Source organism: Microbacterium sp. sgz311019, from assembly GCF_056135325.1.
Genome location: NZ_JBWAXO010000008.1, coordinates 91,218 through 111,854, shown reverse-complemented (window position 1 = coordinate 111,854; position 20,637 = coordinate 91,218). Strand labels below are relative to the sequence as shown.

Sequence of the window (20,637 nt, the reverse complement as noted above, 5' to 3'; positions counted from 1 at the left end):
ATACAGCGCCGTATCGAACTGTACTGATCACCACCCGGAGGCTCTCTCCGTTCTCCTGGAGGCATCGTGTCCACTCTCCTCTCCACGCTCGGGCGATGGTCCTTCCGCCACCCGTGGCGCGTGCTCGTCTCGTGGCTCCTCCTGCTGATCCTCGCCCTCGGCGGCGTCGCGCTGTTCGCGAAGGGCACCAACAACTCCTTCTCGATCCCCGGCACCGAGGCGCAGGCGGGTCTCGAGCAGCTGAGCCGCACCTTCCCGCAGGCGAGCGGCACGAGTGCGCAGTACATCGTCGTCGCCGCCCCCGGCGACAAGGTCACAAGCGACCCGTACAAGGGCGACATCAACGCCTCCGTCAACGACCTCCAGAAGCTCCACGGCGTCAACGCCGCCACCAGCCCCTTCGACCAGCACGTGACGGGGCTCGTCTCGGACGACAAGAGCGCGGCCATCGTCCGCGTGCAGTTCGCCGGGCAGTCGTCGACCATCAGCAAGGAGACGAAGGACGCCCTCCAAGCCCAGGTCGACAGCCTCGCAGGGCAGCTGCCGCACGGCAGCACCGTGAAGCTCGGCGGCGACCTGTTCGCCACCTCGGTCCCCGGCGTCTCGCTCATCGAGGCCGTGGGTCTGCTGGTCGCCCTCGCGGTGCTGATCGTCACGTTCCGCTCGTTCGTGATCGCCGGACTGCCGCTGGCGACCGCCCTCCTTGGCGTCGGACTGTCGATGGCGCTCATCTTCATCGCGACCGCCTTCGCCTCGGTGTCCTCGACGACGCCGCTGCTGGCGCTCATGCTCGGGCTCGCGGTCGGCATCGACTACGCCCTGTTCATCATCGCCCGACATCAGGACCAGGTCAGATCCGGCATGGACCCGGAGGAGTCGGCATCCCGCGCCACCGGCACGGCGGGATCGGCCGTCGTCTTCGCCGGCATCACCGTGCTCATCGCCCTCATCGGCCTGAGCTTCGCGAACATCCCGTTCCTCACGACCATGGGCATCGCGGCATCCGTCGCCGTCGCGATCGCCGTCCTGGTCGCCGTGACCCTCACGCCGGCACTGCTCGGCTTCGTCAAGGGACGCGTCGTCGGCTGGCGCCACCGCCCCGTTCCGGAGGGGAAGCGTGCCGCGGCGAAGCGTTCGAACCGCTGGGTCGTGCTCGTGACGCGGCATCCGATCGTCACGACCGTGTCGGTCGTTGTGGGCCTCGGCCTCCTCGCCCTCCCGGCGCTGAGCCTCGCCCTCGCCCTGCCGAATGCGGGTCAGCTGCCCAAGGAGTCGCAGGCGCGCCAGTCGTACGATCTCGTGGCCGAGCACTTCGGGCCGGGCTTCAACGGCCCGCTCATCGTCACCGGCACCATCGTGACGTCAAATGACCCGCTGAACCTCATGAAGAACCTCGGCGATGAGCTCGGAAGGCTCCCGGGGGTGAAGGCCGTCGCCCTCGCGACACCCAATCAGACCGCCGACACCGGCATCGTGCAGATCATCCCCGACTCGGCCCCGGACTCGGTCGCGACCGCGAACCTCGTGCGAGAGATCCGCGCCCAGCACGATCACATCCAGAAGAAGTACGGCGTCGACATCAAGGTGACGGGATTCACGGCCGTCGGCATCGACATCTCCGACCGGCTCGGCGGAGCCCTGCTGCCGTTCGCGATCTTCGTCGTCGGACTGTCGCTCGTGCTCCTCGCCATCATCTTCCGGTCGGTGTGGGTGCCCATCACCGCCGCTCTCGGGTACCTGCTCTCGGTCGCGGCGGCGTTCGGCATCGTGTCGGCCGTGTTCATCCACGGCGTCGGCGCCGACCTGCTGCACGTCACGAGAGTCGGGCCGATCATCAGCTTCATGCCGATCATCCTCATGGGCGTGCTCTTCGGCCTCGCGATGGACTACCAGATGTTCCTCGTCACGCGCATGCGGGAGGACTACGTCCATGCACGGCGCGCCCGGCACGGCCACAGCGACCGCGCGATGGCGATCGACGCCGTACGCAGCGGCTTCACCGCCTCGGCGCGCGTGGTGACCGCGGCTGCGATCATCATGTTCTCGGTGTTCGCGGCGTTCGTTCCCGAGGGCGACTCGTCGCTGAAGCCGATCGCCCTGGGTCTTGCCTCGGGCATCGCGATCGACGCCTTCGTCGTGCGCATGACGCTGATCCCCGCGGTCATGGCGCTCCTCGGAGACAACGCGTGGTGGATGCCGCGCCGGCTGGAGCGCGCCCTCCCCCACTTCGACATCGAGGGCGAGGCCGTCGAGCGCGAGCGAGCCCTCGCCGAGTGGCCCGAGCCGCACACGACCGCGGCGGTCGTCGCCGAGGATCTGTGGCTCCGGGCTCCCGCGACCGGAGGCTCCGCGCGACGTGCCGGCGGCGCGCGGAACGGGCGTGGGGACGAGCAGGACCGCGCCCTCTACAGCGACGTCGCGCTGCGCGTCGAGCCGGGCAAGGCGCTCATCACGACCGCGGCGGACCCGCGCACGACCGAGGCGCTGCTGCTGACGATCGCGGGCCGACTTCACGCAACCGACGGCCGGCTCAAGGTGGACGGCCACCTGCTGCCCGCCCGGGGCTCATGGGTGCGTCGACGTGTCGGCGTCGCACTGCTGCAGCGGACCCGCCGGCCGCTGCGGGACCTCCAGCAGGCGCTGCGCGGGTCGCGGATCGTCGTCATCGACGGCGCCGAGGCGCTGTGCGCCGCGGAGGTGCGCACGCCGGCCGTCGAGCTGCTGAGGGATGCCGCATCCCTCACTCCCCTGGCCCTCATCGTGTCGGCCGCCGACCCGGCTCCCGTGCAGGCGCTGCTGCGCGACGCGGGATGGGTGGATGCGCCGGTCCTCGCCGTCTCGGACGCCTCGATGCCTGAACCCACTTTCCCCGAACCCGCAGATTCTCCGTCCGCAGAGGTGAACGCATGACTCTCCACATCGAGCGCGCCCGCTCCCGTCGCCCCGTGACCTGGCTGACGATCGTCGGCGCCATCCTGCTCCCGGTCGTCATCGGCGGCATCCTCGTCGCCGCGCTCTACAACCCGACGACGCGCCTCGACTCGATGCATGCCGCGATCGTGAACAACGACGAGCCCGTGACGATCAACGGCCAGATGGTGCCGCTCGGACGCCAGCTGACGGCGGGTCTCGTGAAGGGGTCGCCGACTCTCGACAGCAACCTCGACTGGACGATCTCGAACACGTCGGATGCCGCGAAGGGCCTGAAGGACGGCACCTACCAGGCCGTCATCACGATCCCGAAGGGCTTCTCGGCCGCCGCAACCTCCATCGGCGGGACGACGCCCGAGCAGGCGACGATCCGGGTGACAACATCGCCGCAGGCGCTCGTGGTCGACGAGGCGATCTCGCAGCAGGTCGCCACCACCGCCGCATCCGTCATGGGCACGACCCTCACCGAGACCTACCTGAACAAGGTGTTCCTCGGGTTCACGACGCTCGGCGACAACCTGCAGAGCGCCGCCGGTGGAGCCTCGCAGCTCGCGGACGGCGCGAAGCAGACCGCCGATGGTGCTGCGCAGCTACCGTCGGGTGCAAGTGCGCTGGCGTCGGGCGCCACACAGCTCGGCTCGGGGGCGTCGGCGCTCGGCAAGGGTGCGGACCAGCTCGGTGCTGGCCTCGACACCATCGCATCGGGGACGCACGGTGCTGCGAGCGGGGCCTCGCAGATCGCCGACGGGATCAACCAGGTGGCGACCGGGCTCACGACCTCCGGCCTGGACAAGGGCGGTCAGGCGACACTCGACTATGCCAACAAGACCGCGGCGGACACGCAGGCGGTGGCGAAGTCGATCGGTGTGATGCTGCAGACGTACTGCACGCCGACCGCCACCACGCCCGCACCCGCGTCCCTGTGCGGCGACCTGAACGCCGCCCTGACCCAGGCGACCACGGCGGCCGAGAACGCCGGAGCCACCGCTTACTCGGCGAACCTGACTTCGCAGGGCATCGACACCCTGATCTCGAAGACCAGCGCGGGTCTCACCGAGATCGCCACGCAGACGAACGGTCTCTCTCAGGGCCTCACGGCCCTGGCGAACGGCACGAGCCAGTCCGCGGACGGTGCGCGCAAGCTCGGGGCGGGCGCGTTCAAGCTCGCCGACGGCGCCACCGGACTCTCCTCCGGCGCGACACAGCTCTCCTCCGGCGCGCAGAGCCTCTCCGACGGCGTGACACAGCTCGCGACCGGCACGGGCTCCCTCGCGAGCGGCCTCGACAAGGCCGCCTCCTCCATCCCGCGCTACACCGATGCGCAGGCGAAGGATCTCGCATCCGTCGTCGCGACGCCCGTCGCCACAAAGGGCGGCTCGTCGTCGCTGTTCGGAGCATCCGCCATTCCGCTGCTCGCGACGCTCGCACTGTGGGTCGGCTCCATCGGCACGTTCATCGCTGTGCAGGCGGTTCCGCGGGGATCACTCACGTCGCGCCGGTCGTCCGCGATGCTGGCGCTCCGCGCGTACGGTCCCGGGGCCGCGATCGGCGCCGTCCAGGGCCTGCTGGTCGCCGGCGTCGTGCAGCTCGCGGCGTCGTACGACTGGGGCACCTGGTCGCTGTTCGCCGCAGTCTGCGTCGTCGCGGGGCTGGCGTTCGCGGCCGTCAACCAGGCGCTCGTCGCCGTCTTCGGCGGTGCGGGCCGCTGGCTCGCTGCGCTCGTCGGCGTGCTCGTCATCGCGACCGGCATCGTCTCGACCGTGCCGGCAGTGCTGCTGTCGATCGCATCGATCATGCCGACGGCGCCCGCGTACACCGCGATGCTCGGGGTGCTCGGCACGTCGGGCGGCGTCGGCGGCGCCATCGTCGGACTCATCGTGTGGGGCGGCCTGGCCTTCATCGCCACGATCGTCGCGGTCACCCGTCGCCGGACGGTCTCGGCTCGCGAGGTGCTCAGGGTCCAGGTGGCCTGAGCGTCCCGCGCGCGCATCCGTCACGAACGGTCGGTCGGTCCGGCAGAACGTGACGGATGAAGCGCGGCCCCCACGAGCATCCGTCACGAACGGTCAGTCGGTCCAGCACGATGTGACGGATGAGGCACGCGATGCCCGCTCGCGCAGTGGGGAGGCTCAGGCGATGGTGATCGTCCCGACGGCCCGCGAGATGTTGTAGCCCGTCCCAGAGGTCAGCCTCACCACGAGCGACCTGCCCGAGCGCGCCGTCACCGGGATCGTGAAGGCCATCGTCGCCGTGGTGGAGCCCGCGGGGATCACGACGTACCCGGAGGTCGGCCCCGTGTAGTCCGTGCCCGCGACCGCGGTGGACGACGGGTCGATCGTCCAGTAGACCGTGGTGGCCGTCGTCGCGGGGGCCGACAGCGTCACGGTCAGCGTCGCCGTCGTGGTGCCGCTCGTCGGCTTCTTCACCGAACTCGCGGAAGTGATCGCCGACGCGGGTGCAGGGGGAGGCGCACCCGCGTAGGCGAGCTCATCGGTGCGCAGGCGGTAGTCGCCGATCGAGACGACCGCGCCTGTGCCCGTGCCGAACACGCCCTGGAGGCCGTCGGCAAGTGGGGAGTTGAAGACGTACGACGTCAGCACCTGTCCGTTGAAGGTCACGGTGACGACGGTCGCCTTCACGACGATGTCGAGGACGTAGTCGCTGCCCGCGGTGATCGCCTGCGCGATCGCCGCGTCGATCACGCGCGAGCCGCGGCTGACGTGACCGATGGCGATCCGCTGCCCGGCCACGTCGATCGCGACGAACTTGTAGTCGCCGGCGCTGTACCAGTCGAACATGAAGCCGCTGAAGCCCGATGCACGGAAGGTCGACGTGAGATTCACGTAGGCGTTCGGGTCGAACGCCTTCGGGACGGTTCCGCCCGTGGTCGGGACGCCGATCAGGGATGCGGCGACCCCGCCTGCGCCCGCGGTGCCCTCGTAGCGGCCGCCTGTCGTGGCGAAGGCGCCCGACACCACGGTCAGCGTGGTCCCCCCACTGCCCTCGAAGTAGTCGGTCCGGTCGATCGTGATGGCGGGCTGGATGACGGTCAGCGCGATGTTGTCGAAGATGCCGTGCGCCTGGTTCGACCCGAAGCCGGCGAGGCCCCTGTTCAGCGCCACCTTGTCGCCGTTGGGCATCACCCTCGGCTGGAACGTGTACGAGAAGGCATTTCCGCCGCTGAGGGTCACAGTGACGACGAGACCGTTGACGACGACGTTCAGGTCGTAGAAGGTATTGGACTTGACGCCGCCCGGCACGCTGCCCTGCGCGTCGTACCACCAGCCGTTCGCATCCCGGTGACCGATCACCATCTTGTTGATCGACTGGTCGACGCCGGCGAACTTGAAGTCGGTCGGGCCGAAGTAGTCGAAGATGATGAACGCGTTGCCCTTCCAGCCGGCGACCGGCTTGTCCATCGAGATCTTCGCCGACAGCTCGTAGTAGACCGTCTGATACGCGTCGTCGTACCAGACCGCGACCGCGTCGGACGTGGTATCGGTCGCGGTGACCGTCAGCTGCCCGCTGGAGACGGTGAAGGCTCCGGATGCGGTGGCGAAGCCCTGCAGTGTGCCGTCGTTGAAGTCCGCCCCGCGCACCGTGTCGCGACGGCCGCCGGGGATGTTGCCGGCCTGCGGGTCGGTCGGGCCGCCCGTCTGCGTCTGCCACTGGCCGTGGTCATGCTGGGTGATGAGGCCCAGCTCGCCGTTCGGCTCGCCGTTGCGCACCGGGTCGTCACCCGTGTCGGTCGCCCGCGTCGGGTCAGCGCCCTGGCTACGACTGAGCGCATACAGGAACTCCGGCAGCCACGGGCTCACCTGGCGGCTCACGGTCGCGATGCCGAAGGTCGAGAACGGCACGAGGTAGCTGTTGAACTCGCCGACCCAGTCGATGAGGCGGTCGCCGCCGGTGTTCGCGATCAGGATGTCGAGGCCGGCGCCGCCGTACACACGATCCTGGAAGCTCGAGTTGACGCCGTCCGGCACGTCGTTGAGGTAGGTGTCTCCGGGCGTGATGCACGTCCCGTTGTTGGCGGCGACAGCGCATCCGGAGTGCATGTCGTCGTCGGCGTTCGACAGGTCGTTGCCCCAGCCCGCCCAGATGGTGTCCTGACCGGTGCCGCCCACCATCCAGTCGTTGCCGAGGTCGCCGAAGATGACGTCGTTGCCGTCCGTGCGCTGGCTCATCGTGTAGGCGAGGCAGTTGCCCTGGTTGTCGACCGAGATGCACGCACCCTGGCCGGCGCCGGTGTAGATGTTGCCCGTGAGGTCCTCGTTGTTGAGGAAGAACAGGTACGGGAACGACGTCGCCGACGGGGCGGCCGTGCAGGTGTGGCCGCTCGGAGTGTAGGCCGTGCAGCCCCAGACTGCACCGGTGTCGCTGAACCGGATCTCGCGGCGCGGGTCGTACTCGTTGTAGAGGGAGAACTCGCCGAGGCGGATCGCGTTGTGGTTGTTGGCGTGCCACGGGTTGGTGTCGTCGCCGAAGTGGAGCACATCGCCCGGGTTCCACGGGTGGGCGAAATCGATGTAGACGATGCCGTCCGGGTTGTAGCTCGCGTCGAAGTGCTGGATGAAGCCGCCGGCGATGTAGCCCGCCTGACCGGCGCCGATGGCCTCCGAGCCGCTGATCGCGTCGTCGCCTGCGCCGCCGTGGATCGCGTCGTCGCCCCAGCCGCCGAAGATGATGTCGTCGGAGTTGTTGGCGTCGAACAGCGGCTGATCGGCCACGTGGTGGAGACCGGCATCCACATCGCTGCCGAGGTTATACGGCGTGAGGTCGGCGGCCTTGTTGAGGGCGCCGGCGGGGTTGATGATCGCCTGCTGCACCTGACCCGGCGTGTAGATGTACTCGTTGATGACGTTGCCGTTCGAGTACTTCGTGTCGGGGTCGGTCGCCAGCAGCGCCGAGATGCCGTACAGCGGCTCGCTGTAGCAGGTGCCCGCCGCGATGCCCGTGCAGGCCACGCCTGCGGCCGTCACGCCGGTCGTGCTGTTGCGGCTCGTGAAGAGGCGTCCGTCGTCGCCGAGGATGCCGTCATCCCCCGTTCCGCCGGAGATCCAGTCGTCGCCCCAGCCGCCGATGATGTCGTCGTTCTGCGCGTCGCCGAAGATGATGTCACTGTCGGCCCCGGTGTACACGGTGTCGTCGCCGGACTCGCCGTGGACCTCGTCGCGGCCGCCGATCTGGCTCGTCTTCCAGGCGCCGTACGACGTGTCGAGCGGCACCGAGCAGGTCGGCTGCGTCGGCGAGCCGTTGCACGTGCCCTGAGCCGGCAGGCCGAAGTTGGCGGGAACGAAGTCCGGTCCGCCCGGCGTGTAGTCGAGCAGCGTGACGCCGCGGACCACCAGGCGCTGGCCGCCGTAGTTGTCGTAGACGAAGGTCACGTAGTTCTGGGCGCCTGCCGCCCCCGTCGGGTTGATGTCGATGTGGTTGATGCCCACGATGCGGATGATGTCGCCGTTGTCGCCGACGATCGTGTCGGCGTCGCGGGCGTGCATGTCCTTGACCAGCGTGCCGTCGGCGAGGATGCCGCCGGCGGTCGTGGCGGTGGATGCCGTGCCCGACACCTGGTTGTCGATGCCGATCTGGCTGCCGGCGCCACCGAAGATGATGTCCGCGCCGCGGTCGCTGAGGCCCGCCACGTAGGCGAGCGACTGGACCGGCTGACCCCCGGCATCCACGAACGGCAGACCGTCGGGGCGCATGTCGGGCGTCGTGAGGCTGAAGAAGTCGCTCGAGCCGCCGACGATGTCGTCCTGGCCGAGGTTGCCGAAGATCACGTCGTTGCCGGCGTTGCCCTCGAGGTAGTCTTCGCCGTCCGTGATCGCCTCGTCGGAGGAGACCACGACGAGCAGGCCGGTGTAGTCGCAGATCAGGTGTCCGGCGGTGCCGGTGCAGCCGTCCGGGGTGCGCGAGGCGCCCACGTGGGAGGCGTTCGTGTGGTCGTCGATCCAGCGCTTGTACGCCTTGTCGATGCCGCCGTCACCCTGGATGACGTCGTTGCCGAGCTGGCCGAAGACCATGTCATTGCCCTCGCCGCCGGCGAGGTAGTCGTTGCCGAAGGTCGCCGCCCACTTCGTGCCCTGGTCGGACGCGAGGTCGTGGTACAGGTTCGTGACGTCGTACTCGGCCCACCACGGTGCGCCGTCGGGGTCGCGATACGCGCGCTGGACGCCGTCGACGAGCAGCTGACCGGAGTTGGCCTCGTTCCAGCTGCCGCCGCACATCGAGGGGAAGTCGCTGCGGCTGTACATGAGCGTGCCGCACAGCGTCTGGAAGCGCAGGCTCAGGAAGTCGGTGCGCAGGAGGACGGCCGCGTCGCCGAGCACCAGGTCGTCTGCCTGGTCGCCGTCGATCATGTCGTTGCCTGCGCCGCCGATCAGCACGTCGCGACCGAGGCCGCCGAAGATCACGTCGTCCGCGCCCTTGTCGAGGTTCGTGCTGGCGATGGAGATCAGCGTCGAGATCGCCGTCGTCTGGATCCGCTGCAGCCGCGGGTCGGGCTCGTTCGGATCGGCGACGTTCTGGACGACGATGCCGTGGTCGCCGAAGACGATGTCGTCGTTGGCGCTGTCCGGTCCGGGCACGACGGAGATCCCCATCCCGAGGCCCGGGCCGGCCGCACCCTCGCCGTAGATCAGATCGGATCCGGCGACGAGAAGGTCGTCGACCACGCCCGGGATGCCGCCCGCCACCGGGATGATGGTCGTCCCGTTCGGGATCACGCCGGCGCCGGTGACCGACGGCAGCGGGCTGCGGTTGACGACCGCAATGTCGAGCGCGCGGGTCAGGACGTTCACGTTTACGCCCGAGTCGCCGTAGATCTGGTCGGCGCCGCGCTGGCCGCGGATCTCGTCGTCACCCGAGCCGCCGGCGAGGTAGTCGCCCGCCTGGCTGCCGATGATGAGGTCGTCTCCGTTGCCGCCGTAGGCGGTGAAGCCGACCGTCGGCAGGTTCGTCGGTGCGAGCTCGGCGAACAGGCCGGACCCGTCGATGATGTCGTTGCCCGCCGTGCCGTGCCAGTGCGCGAGACCGAAGACCCACTCGTCGTCCTCGTTCTGCGCATCCGGGATGTTCGTGAACGGATCGAACGGCTTCGGGCCGAACTCCATGCCGCGGGTGTCGCCGGCGATGCCGGAGTACCAGATGCCGTCCTGAGAGGTGTCGCCGTAGACCACCAGCGGCGAGCCCGGTCCGGCCGTGTGCGTCTGGTCGCACGCGACACGGCTCTCCGGCGTGCCGTCGCCGTTCACATCGATGCCGAAGAGCAGCGAGGATGCGGCGCGGTTGCAGACGGTGATGACGTCTCCGCCGATCATGATCGCGGTCGTGGCCTTGTTCTCGTCCCAGGCTGTGACGGTGAGCGTCGGCCACTCCCACACCTGCAGGCCGCCGGCCAGGTGCATGCTCGGCGCCCAGGCGGTGTTGGCGAACGTCATCGTGCGGCCGTCGGCGGAGATGCCCGAGACCGTGAACGGTCCGGCGAAGGCGCTGACCTTGACCTGCATGCCGACCTTGAAGCCGAGCGCAGTCCACGAGCCGGTCTTGAGCTCAAGGCTCGACGTGCGCACGTTCATCTGCGCGGTGGTCGTGATCTGTGTCGGCGCGGCGACGCGTGCGTCGGTGAGGGCCGTTGTCGCCGCCAGCGCACCCGCCGTTCCGGCCAGCGGACCGGAGAGGAGCATGACCGAGCCCTTGCCGCAGCCCGGGTAGGGATCGGTGATGCCGAGGGTGAGGCAGTCGACGTCGGCGAAGCCGAGAATCATGCGCGTGAAGTTCTCGCCGATGAGCTGCACGTGCTGGTACTGGTGCAGATACGGGTCACCGGCGACGAAGCCGCTGCCGGGCAGCATCCCGTTGAACGCCCACGGGAGACCGTCGAGACGGGTGAGTGCGAACTGGCCGCCGATGGTCGAGCGCGTCATCGAGAAGACGTTCTGCAGCGGCGTGTTGCCACCGCCGTGGACGGTCGTGAGGCCGCCGTGCGGGCCGGGCACGAACACGCTCGCGGACGCCGGCAGAGCGACCGGCTGCGCGATCATGCCCGCGATGAGGTCGCCGCGCTGCAGCGTGAGAGTGGATGCCGTGACCGCGGTCAGGCGCCACTGACCGGGCAGGCCGTTGATCATCACGAGCTGGCCGACGACGAAGCCGTCGAGGATCCAGCTGCCGCTCGCGCGTGTCACCGTGCCGCCGTCGCCTGCGGCGTTCGGCGTCACCGTGATCGTCCCGGTCGCGTTGCCGGCGGCGATGCCGCCCTTGACCGCGGCGTCGCTGGCCGTGACCGTCTGCATCGACGTGCCCGTCGGGGCCACGCCCGACACGAGCTTCAGGTACATGACGGTGTTGTCGGTCGTGTCGCTCGGGTCGTCGTCGCCGAAGCCGGTGACGACGAAGGTCGCGCCGCCGATCGTCAGGGTCTGACCCGCGAGGAAGCCCTGGGCCTTGAAGTCGAACGGCGTCGGACGCGAGAGCCGGTGCGTGGTGCCGGCCGGGACCGAGCCGGTGACCGCCTGCGTGGCGAGCACCACCGTCCCGGTGAGCTTGACGGCGACGTCGGGCTGCAGCGTGCCCTGGATGTCGAGGCGGTCGTTGCCGGAGCCGAGGAAGAGGTTCAGCACCTCGATCGTGCTCTTTCCGCCGTCGGTCGTGTAGGTGCCGTCGACGACCGCGACGCTGCCGAAGCTGATGCCGCCGGGGAAGACGACATGCCCGTTCACGACCGGCTCGCCGAAGGTCGGGCCGGTGACGACGCCGAAGTCGAGATCGCGGGCCATGCCGAAGCCGCGGAGCGTCGTGGAGGTCATCGCGCCCCACGTGTTGGCGACGCTGTCGTCGTTGTAGATGTTCAGCACGTCGATCTGCGTCGACTCCGGCGCCTGCTGCGCGATCGCGAAGAGCTTCTGGTCCTTCTCACCCGGAAGCTTGAGTCCGAGCTGCAGCGACCGGTCGGCGCCCGACGGGCCGCCCTCGACGGCCAGCGGGCCGCGCAGGCGGTTCAGCAGGTGCTGGCTGGCCGGGAAGGTCTTGACGCCCGTGCGCGTGATCGGCTGGTAGTACCCGAGGTCGGCTGTCAGCTGGACGAACTGCTGCACGTACCAGTTCGCACCGGTGAAGGTGATCTGCGCGGCGATGCGCTTCACGGTGTACGGGCCGGCGCCGAGCGTCGCGAAGTCGTCGTACGAGACCGGGCGGAACTCGAGCTGGTTGTCGAACGTCGCGTTCGTGCCGCGGATGTTCTGGATCTTGACCCGCACGCAGTGGTTGGCGGCGTCGCAGACCTGCACCCACTGCCCCTCGAGGAACCCGTCGACGAGCCAGCTTCCGGCGGCACGCGTCAGCCGGTAGTGCTGGTTGCCGTCGTCGCCGAGCACGGATGCGATCGTGCCCGTGCCATCCCAGGCGCCCTGGCGCGTGACCGCGTTCACGGTCGTGCTCGACACCGTGCCGGCGCATCCCGCGAGCAGCGTGGTGGTCGTGAAGCTCTTGCCGTCGATCGCCACCGACAGGATTGTGTAGATCGTGCCGCCGCAGGCGCCGAGGCTGATCCGCATCCCGGCCTTCAGGCCCTCGTCGATGAAGCTGCCGGTGTCGCTGCCGTTCGCGCGGGTGACCGTGCTGCCCGAGAAGGACAGGTTGCCGAGGAAGACCCGCGATTGGACGTCGCCGCCGATGATCGCGTACTGGACGGGGCTGATCGGCGTGCAGTTCGCGCCGTTCGCGTCGCAGATCGCGGTGACATCCACGAGGCCGTCGGGCATGATCGCGATCTTCACATCGGTCGGCGTGTACGGCGGCGTGTTGGGGACCGGCAGGTGCGGCTGCGTCGTCAAGCGGATGAAGTAGCCGTCGCTCGGCCCCGGGATCGTGCAGGCGGCGTTGCCGCACTGCTGCACGATCGTGTCGGTGCCGGTCGGAATGATGACGACGTTGGCGCTCTCGTCGTCGTAGACGAGCACGTCGCTGCGCTGGTTGCCCGAGCGCAGGTTCGGGAACGCGTAGGCCGAGGTGATCGTGCCGCCCTGGCCCCAGTTGATGACCGCGACGGTCGGGGCGTCGGCGACCGAGTTCTCACGCGCCTGGAGGGTCAGCAGCACCGGGCTGTTCCAGTTCGTGCCGTCGAAGGTCAGTTCGTACCACGTGCCGGTCGAGTCGGTGTGCTTGATCCAGCGCGAGGCGAGACCCGGGTCGAGGATCTGCAGCAGCCGCTGGGAGTCGGCATCCATCGTGATCTTCACGGTGACGGTCAGAGCGCCCGGGTCCTTGGCGAGCTGCACGAGCACCTGGTCGTTCAGGCGCGTCGTGGCGTCGCCCTCGATGACGATGCCGCGATCGTCCAGCGTGCAGGCGTTCGGGGTCGCCGCCGTGCAGGTCGGCGACGGCGCCACATGCACCGCGTAGACGCCCGGCGTGTCGTTGTCGTAGACGGTCACGTTCACCTGGCGGACGGCCGCGCCGTCGAAGCTCTTGTCGGCCGAGATGACCGAGTGCTGGATGACGACGGTACGGTCGCCCTCCGAGCGCGGGTCGTCTACCGCCCAGATGTACACGTACTTGTCGGCGGACCAGTCGCCGTTCGTGAAGGTCAGGACGACGGCGCGGCCGGCGTCGTCGACGACCTGCCCGTTGCGGACGTAGTGACGCTGGAAGTCGCTCTTGCTCGAGCACTCCCCCGGTGTGCCGTTGCCGACGCACAGCCAGATCGTGTCGCCGATGCCGTCGGTGAGACCGTAGCCCGTCGGGTTCTGCAGCGTGTTGTTCGCCTCTTCCGACGGCGATCCCGCGGCCGAGACCGTCACGTAGACGTTCGCGGTCGGGGCGTGGCTGAGGTGCACCTTGTAGCTGTCGACCTGCGTGATGGGTCCCGTCGTCGTGCCCTCTCGGACGCTCGTCGAGCTGCCCGTCTCGGTGATGACGACGACGCCCTTGTCCGGGGTGGCGAGGTTGTACGCCACGCCGTCGACGACGATGCCGTTGTAACGCGGGTCGAGGGAGGTGACCATGTGGTTCACCGAGCCGGAGATGCCCTCGAGCTCGCGCGTCACGATGTCGGTCGTCACATCGCCGGCGACCGAGATCTGGTCGCTGCCGAGCCCGCCGATGACCCGGTAGGCCACGCCGTAGGCGGTGGAGAGGACGATGAACTGGTCGTCGCCCTCGAGGCCGTCGACCTCGACCACCTCGACCGTCGTGTACTTGACGTTCAGCCCGGCGCCGTAGATCGCCTTGTCGGTGATGACGAAGTCGTCGGCGAACTCCGTGCCGAGGACGACGACCTTGTCGAACCCGGTGCCGCCGTCGACGTTCACCGGCGCGTTGACGTTGTACTGCACCTCATCGTCGCCGCCGCCGGCGCGGATGTCGAGCGGGCGTGAGGTCGAGAAGCCGAGCCCGATGACCGGCACCGCGACGCCGTTCGAGTCGAGCGGGATGACGTCGTCCTGCCACATCGTGTTGTCGAGGTCGACGTTCGAGCCGACGGTGTGGTGGTAGGTGATGTGCGCGTCCGCGTTGTTGCAGACCTTGTCACCGTTGTTGTCGAGACGGATGCCGCTCGCCAGGGTGCAGATGCCGTTCACGACGCCGTCGAGATCGCCGGCGCCGCCGTCGATCGGGAACGCACCATTCGCCGGGGTGTACGTGACATCTGCGAGGTCGCACTTGCCGTCGCCGTTGGCGTCCGTGTCGCAGACCGCGGCGATCGCGAACGCCCGCACCACGAAGATGTCGTTGTCGTCGTCGCCGTTGAGCTGGATCTCCGCCTGGTTCGAGTACACGGTGAACGAGTCGTTCCCGGTGCCGCCGGAGGCGAGGAGCGGGGCGTGCGGGCCGGGGCTCAGCCATCCGCGCGTCGTCGGCACGAGGGCGGGGAACGTGTCGGCGGGCAGCAGCGCGCCCTCGGCCGCATCCCGCTTCGACCCGAAGATCTGGCCGATCTGGAACGTGTCGTCGCCCGCTCCGCCGTCGAGGGTCATCGTCGCCCGCGTGTCGTCCACGTAGAAGGCGTCGTTGCCGCCCATGCCGTAGACCGTGATGCGGCCGTTGAGCGCGGCGTCGTAGGTGATGCGCTGCACCATCCAGCTCGGCTCGTTGCCGACCGTGCGGTCGCGGTAGGCGCCGATGCCGCCGTCGGCGGCGCCCGACCCGGCGAGCAGGGCGATGTACGCCGGCTGGTCGGCGGTCTCGGTCGGGGTGGCGCACACGGCCGGCACGCCGGAGGTCGTGAACGGCGCCTCGTTGTCGATGCAGGTCAGCGCCCGCAGGAGGAAGATGTCGTCGGTCGGCTTGCCCGCGCCGTTCGCCGAGGCCGGTGCGTCGTACCCGTACACCGCGAGCTCGTCCACGCCGTCGTTCGCGGCGCCGGTGTCGAGCACCTCGATGTTGTAGTTGCGGATGTTGCCGTGGCTTCCGTTGGTGTAGACGGCGTAGTGGTCGCTCTCGCCCTGGCCGTCGAGGTTCAGCACGTGACCCGCGCCGTTGCCCTGCCCGGTCAGACCGGCCGGGCTCGTCAGGACGTTCATCGACTGGAGGTACCAGACGGTGATGCGGTCCTCGCCGTCCGCGGTGTTCGACGCGGAGGTCGCGTTCCCGTGGACCGTCGTCTTGGATCCGAGGAAGATGTAGCCCCGGTCGCCCCAGTGGGTCTTCGAGCCGAGGTCGGCCTGCACCAGGTCGAGACCGGACGGGTCGCCGAACGAGATCGTGTCGGCATCGCTGCCGCCCCAGACGTTGGTCTGGAAGCCCGTGTTCGTCGACGGTGTGCATGCGCCCATCGGCTCGTCGCCCGGGCCGCCGGCGGTGACGACGCATCCGGCGATGATCTTGCCCCGCAGGATCATCGTGGTGCCCCACTCGGGCGTCGGGTTCACGAGCGTGCCGCCGCTGTCGGCATTGCCGTAGTCGCCGCGGATGTCGATGGACTTCGCGGCCAGGATCTGGGAGTTCTGGTGGGTGACGACGTCGTCGGCCACCTGGAGCTCGACCGTGCCCTGCTCGGCGAAGACCGTGCCGTTCGGGACGACGCGGGGGGCGTCCGCATCCTGGTTCGGCAGCCGCGTGCCGGACTCGGCGAAGCGGGCGCTGCCGTTCTTGATGAGGTAGAGGTCCTCGCCCAGGGCCGTGGACTCGGCGACCGTCAGGACGATGTTCCCGGTCAGGGAGTGCGCCAGCACGAGGCGCAGGTACTTCTTGGTCTCGGTGTAGAAGATGCCGCCGGTGGCCTCGAGGCCCACATCGTCGCCCGCCATCGCGAGGGAGGCGTCGGACGTGCCGTCGGCGTTGTTGCCGCAGTACAGGTTCACGCACTCGAACGGAGGCGCGCGGTTCGAATCCACCAGGACGTGCTTGGACAGCAGGCCGATCGAACCGCCGTTGGCATCGACGTCCACGCTGTCGCCGCGGACGTTGTCCACCGAGTCGGCGCGGGCGTTCAGCACCGAGCCGCCGGTGGTGCGCAGCGACACGTTGCCGGTGGAGAGGCTCGTGGTGCCGAACGTGTAGATCGTGTTGATCGGCATGTCGCCGGTGAGCTCGTCGATGTAGACGCCCTGCGTCGTGCCGTCGCCCGCCGTGTCGTCGGCGGTGAGCACCCCGTTCGAGATGCCCGTCGGGTGACCGTAGGCGGTGTCGACCTCGAGGAAGTCGGTCGGGAGGCCCACGCCGCCGAGGCCGCCCGCGAGGCCCGCGTACATCGTGATGTTGCGACCGGCGACGTCGATCGTGGGGCGGCCGTCGGCATCCAGGATCCGCAGCAGCGAGCGCAGGATGACGTCGCCCTGCGTCGAGATGATGCTGCCGACCAGCATGTCGCCCACGAGCTCGTTCGCCGTGATGTCGCCGTTGGTGCGGATGAAGATCTGCGGGACGTCGCTCGCCATACCGGGGTCGTCGACGGGTCCGGCTGCCGCGCCGCCCGTCCAGGCGACGTCGGTGTGCGCCACGATGTTCACCGTGGTGCCGGGTGTCGTGTCGGCGCTCACGACGTGCGTGCCGCTGTCGATCGAGGACGTGAAGCAGGTCTTCGGCTCCTCGCCGCCCACCGACACATGGCAGACGTCGATGTCGTCGCCCGCACGGAGGGTCATCTCGTACGTCGAGTTGATCTCGTTCGCGGCGACCGTGCCGAGGGCGCGGAGGATGTGCGCGAGGTTCGCGTCGGCCCCATCGGGACGGAAGTGCGTCTGGTACGTGTGCGAGTCCGGCGGCAGCGGGCCGGCGTCGGTGAGCGCCGGGTTGTACTGGTTGTAGTACGTGTAGCCGTAGTACGACGTCCCCGGGTTGTACAGATCGACCTCGACGAGGACGAGGGCGCCGGTGTCGTTGCCGGCCTTGCTGTCGTTCACGACCACGTCGATGTCGTCGCCGGCGTTGATGTGGTCGATGACGACCGTGATGGCGTTCGTCAGGGCCTCGTCGGTGCGGCGGAACGTCGTGAGGTCGAGCACCGCGTCCTTGCCGGCATCCACCGTCACGACGACGTCGTGGAGGCACGGGGCCGGGCCGTACCCGACGCAGAACTCGGGATCCGGGTGGATGAACTTCACGAGCTCGACCTCGATCGGGTTGCGCTCCGGGTCGGGGTTCGCGTGCGTCGGGCTCTGGTGGCCGATGTCGCCGAAGGGCGCGGCCAGGTCGAGGACGTTCGTGCGGATCAGCTCGTGTCCCGAGCCGGACAGGATGTCGCCGGACTCGTTGTGGATCCACGTGGTGCCGATCGGGTTCTCGATGTAGTCGTCGAGGCGGATGAACGGCTGGCGCACCGAGCACGTGTGGGCGCACGAGTTGTAGATCTTCACGAGCGTCGTCGGGAAGCGGTAGTGGATGTCGAAGTCGAACGACGATGCCGGTCCGCCCTCGTTGAGCCCCGGCGAGTTGACGCCGGTGCCCGCCGGAATGGTGTCGACGCGGATGTCGATGAGCGGCGAGTTGACCGTGTTCACGACGTCGATGATGTTGGTCACCATGTTGAGGTTCGACGCGTTCAGCAGCTTCACGTAGTCCCACGTCTGCTGGAACTCGAAGCTCCCGGAGCGGCCCCAGATGACGCCGGCGGCGGTGCCGCCGTCGGGGCCGCCGAGGCCCGACAGGTCGTTGGTGAGGAACCGGGCCTGCGCGCCGTGGTCGTAGATGATGTCGTCGACGGTGAACGTCGTCCCGCTCAGCTGGCCGGACGTGTGCGTGTTGGTGAAGGGGTTGTCCTCGTAGCAGTGCCCGTTGTCGTCGCACACGCGGACGTTGACGATGTTCGTGATGTTGCCGGCGGAGTCCACCTCGAGCACCGGGTTCGGCTCGCCGAGCATGATGACGCGCACCTGCCAGAACGTCTCGCGCGACAGCGAGGTGGCGCCGTGCGAGTTCGCGTCGCCGAAGTCGAGGAAGCCGCGCGACCGGCTGTCGTCGCGGTTGAAGGTGCCGTTGCGCTGGTTGACGGCGACCGTCAGGTCGGCCGTGCGGATGAGCGAGCCGCTGCGGCCCGTCACCTTCGCCAGAGTGGTCGCGTCGATCGTGGCGTCCGCGTTCGAGGCGCCGCCGAAGCACGAGCAGCGGGCGTGCGCGTGGGAGGTGACCGACCAGTTCAGGTACTCGGCGATCAGCTGCGTCGCGACCTGGCCTTCGATGTCGGCCGTTGTGTCGAGGATGACGTCGGCCGTGCCGCGGACGTAGACGAAGGTCTTCGCGTTCGATCCGGCGCCGAACGCCGACACGCCGGTGTCGGAGCGGGCCTCGATCGACACAGGGTCGACGAACGAGTGCAGCAGCACCTGGCGCCCTGTCACCGTGCCCGACAGCAGCACGCGGGTCGATGCGGACGCGCCCCACAGCGAGGGTGCGCCCTCACCGACGTGGATGTCGGTGTAGGTCTTCGCCGCGCCCGCGAAGGTGCCCAGCTCCGCCGTGCCCTCCGCGTAGCCGTAGAGCGCCGTGTGCGCCTCGACCGTGGCCGTGCCGTTCTGCGAGACGAGGGAGCCGGCGACGCTCGCGAGCGTCGTGTAGTCGATGTGCGCGGTCTCGCCGCCGGAGCCGCCGGCGAACAGGCCTCCGGAGTCGGAAGACGCCTTCACGTAGGGGTCGAGCGCGCCGTTCGCCGAGATCGTGAGCGCCCCGAGGGAGGTGAGCGTCGCGCCCGACTCGACCGACACCGTGCTCGTCATCCGCACGTCGGCGCGAGCCTGGGCGTCGTTGACCGAGATCAGGCCGCCGCTGTCGTTGGACGAGATCGCCTTGGCGTTGGAGTGACCGTCGGTGGAGATCAGGATGGAGCCACCGGTGACGGATGCGTTCCCGCCGACGGTCGCGGTCACCGTCGCGTCGACCCAGGCGAACGACGAGGCCGTGCTGACGCTGATCGCGCCGCCGCCGCCGCCCGTCGCCGACGCCGAGACGATCTGGTCGCCGCCGATCGCCGAGAAGGGAACGGTCGAGCCGATGCCGGCGAGCTTCTCGTTCTTCGGGCCGGGGCCCGCGACGGGGGTGATCGCGAAGATGAGCTTCTGGACGGTGGCGCCGCTGCTCGTGAAGTCGATGCCCTCCGTGCGGAAGGTGTGGGTCCCGCCGCTGAACGAGAAGCCGACACCGTCGACCGTCGTCGCGCTGTTCGAGATCGCGATCGCGCTGCCGCCGGAGGTGTGGGAGAGCTGGTATCCGCTCGCATCGCAGCCCGAGACCGGGCAGCCGACGACGTAGTAGCCGTGCCCGTCGAACAGGCCCGTGATGGGTGCGAGGTTCGCAGCGGTCAGGGAGTAGAGGATGCTGCTGCTGCCGTTGCCGGAGATGGCGAGGGGTGTCACGCTGTGGCTGCCGGCACCGCAGTCGGCGACGCTCGCGGTCGCGTGGCACTTGGTGTCGGCGAGCTGGTAGCTCTGCCCGCTCTTGCGGATGATCCAGTAGTAGGCGCCGTTGACCAGGCCGATGCTGGTCGTGACCCCGAGCGCGACGCTCGACGTGTAGAAGCGCACGATCTGGCCTGAGCTGAAGCCCATGTCGTCGAACGAGCTGTTGTTGTCGGCATCCACCGCGAAGTAGACGTTGTTCGTGTCGCTGCCGGTCGTGGCCACCCACGCGCTTCCGTTCCATTGCGTGTCGACCTGTCCGGAGGTGAACGTCGCGTTCGTCGTCGGCGCGTGGTAGGTGACGTAGTCGCCGTTGTGGAAGCCGCTCGTGCCGGTGACCTTGCCGCCGGAGACGTCGCTGGCGTTGACGTTGTCCGTCGTCGTCGACGCGCCGACCGCCCGCAGCTTGATCGTGTGGTCGTCGACCTTGAACACCTCGTACAGCGTGTTGGCCGTCAGACCGCCGATCGCCGAGAGCGGCGTGCCGCTCACGAGCTGGTAGAGCAGCACGTCTCCGGTGTTGAGGCCGTGCGCGCGCGTGCCGAAGCTGATCGTGTCGAGCGCGGTGTCGACGTTCGAGTCGGAGAAGACCACGCCGAGCTGCACCGTCGTCGCGTCGATGACGATGATCGAGTAGGTGCGCCCGGGGGTCAGGCCCGAGATCGTGGGCTGGCCCTGCGTGTTGTAGGTGACGGTGTCGCCGGTGCTCGAGTTGTGGTTGGCGCCGAAGGTGATCGTGTGCGCCGTGCCGTCGACGCCGCCGACGGCGTCGAACGTGCCGTCCGATGCCGGGGGCAGCGGCGGGTTGGCCTGCGCCGAGAGGGTCACGAGACCGCCGGCGATGATGGAGGCGCCGCCCGTGATCGTCGCCGTC

Annotated in this window: 3 protein-coding genes (1 of these 3 cut by a window edge); 2 read left to right on the top strand and 1 reads right to left on the bottom strand. The window is 69.0% G+C overall.

The features are described 5' to 3' along the window. Positions 1 to 66 precede the first annotated feature (66 nt). Entirely contained in the window at positions 67 to 2,910 is a 2,844-nt protein-coding gene (locus AC0NZN_RS13985) for an MMPL family transporter (RefSeq protein WP_474592921.1), read from the top strand. Continuing rightward, on the top strand, positions 2,907 to 4,904 hold the full coding sequence (locus tag AC0NZN_RS13980; protein ID WP_474592920.1) for a YhgE/Pip family protein: 1,998 nt from the start codon (positions 2,907 to 2,909) through the stop codon (positions 4,902 to 4,904). The genes AC0NZN_RS13985 and AC0NZN_RS13980 overlap by 4 nt, the downstream gene beginning before the upstream one ends. A gap of 156 nt (positions 4,905 to 5,060) precedes the next feature. Here AC0NZN_RS13980 and AC0NZN_RS13975 read toward each other — a convergent pair whose 3' ends face one another. Continuing rightward, a protein-coding gene (locus AC0NZN_RS13975; protein WP_474592919.1) for a hypothetical protein crosses the window boundary here: on the bottom strand, positions 5,061 to 20,637 show its 3' portion. The gene runs 15,923 nt beyond the window's last position; 15,577 of the gene's 31,500 nt are visible here — the last part of the coding sequence; its start codon lies off the right edge, out of view; it ends in the stop codon at positions 5,061 to 5,063.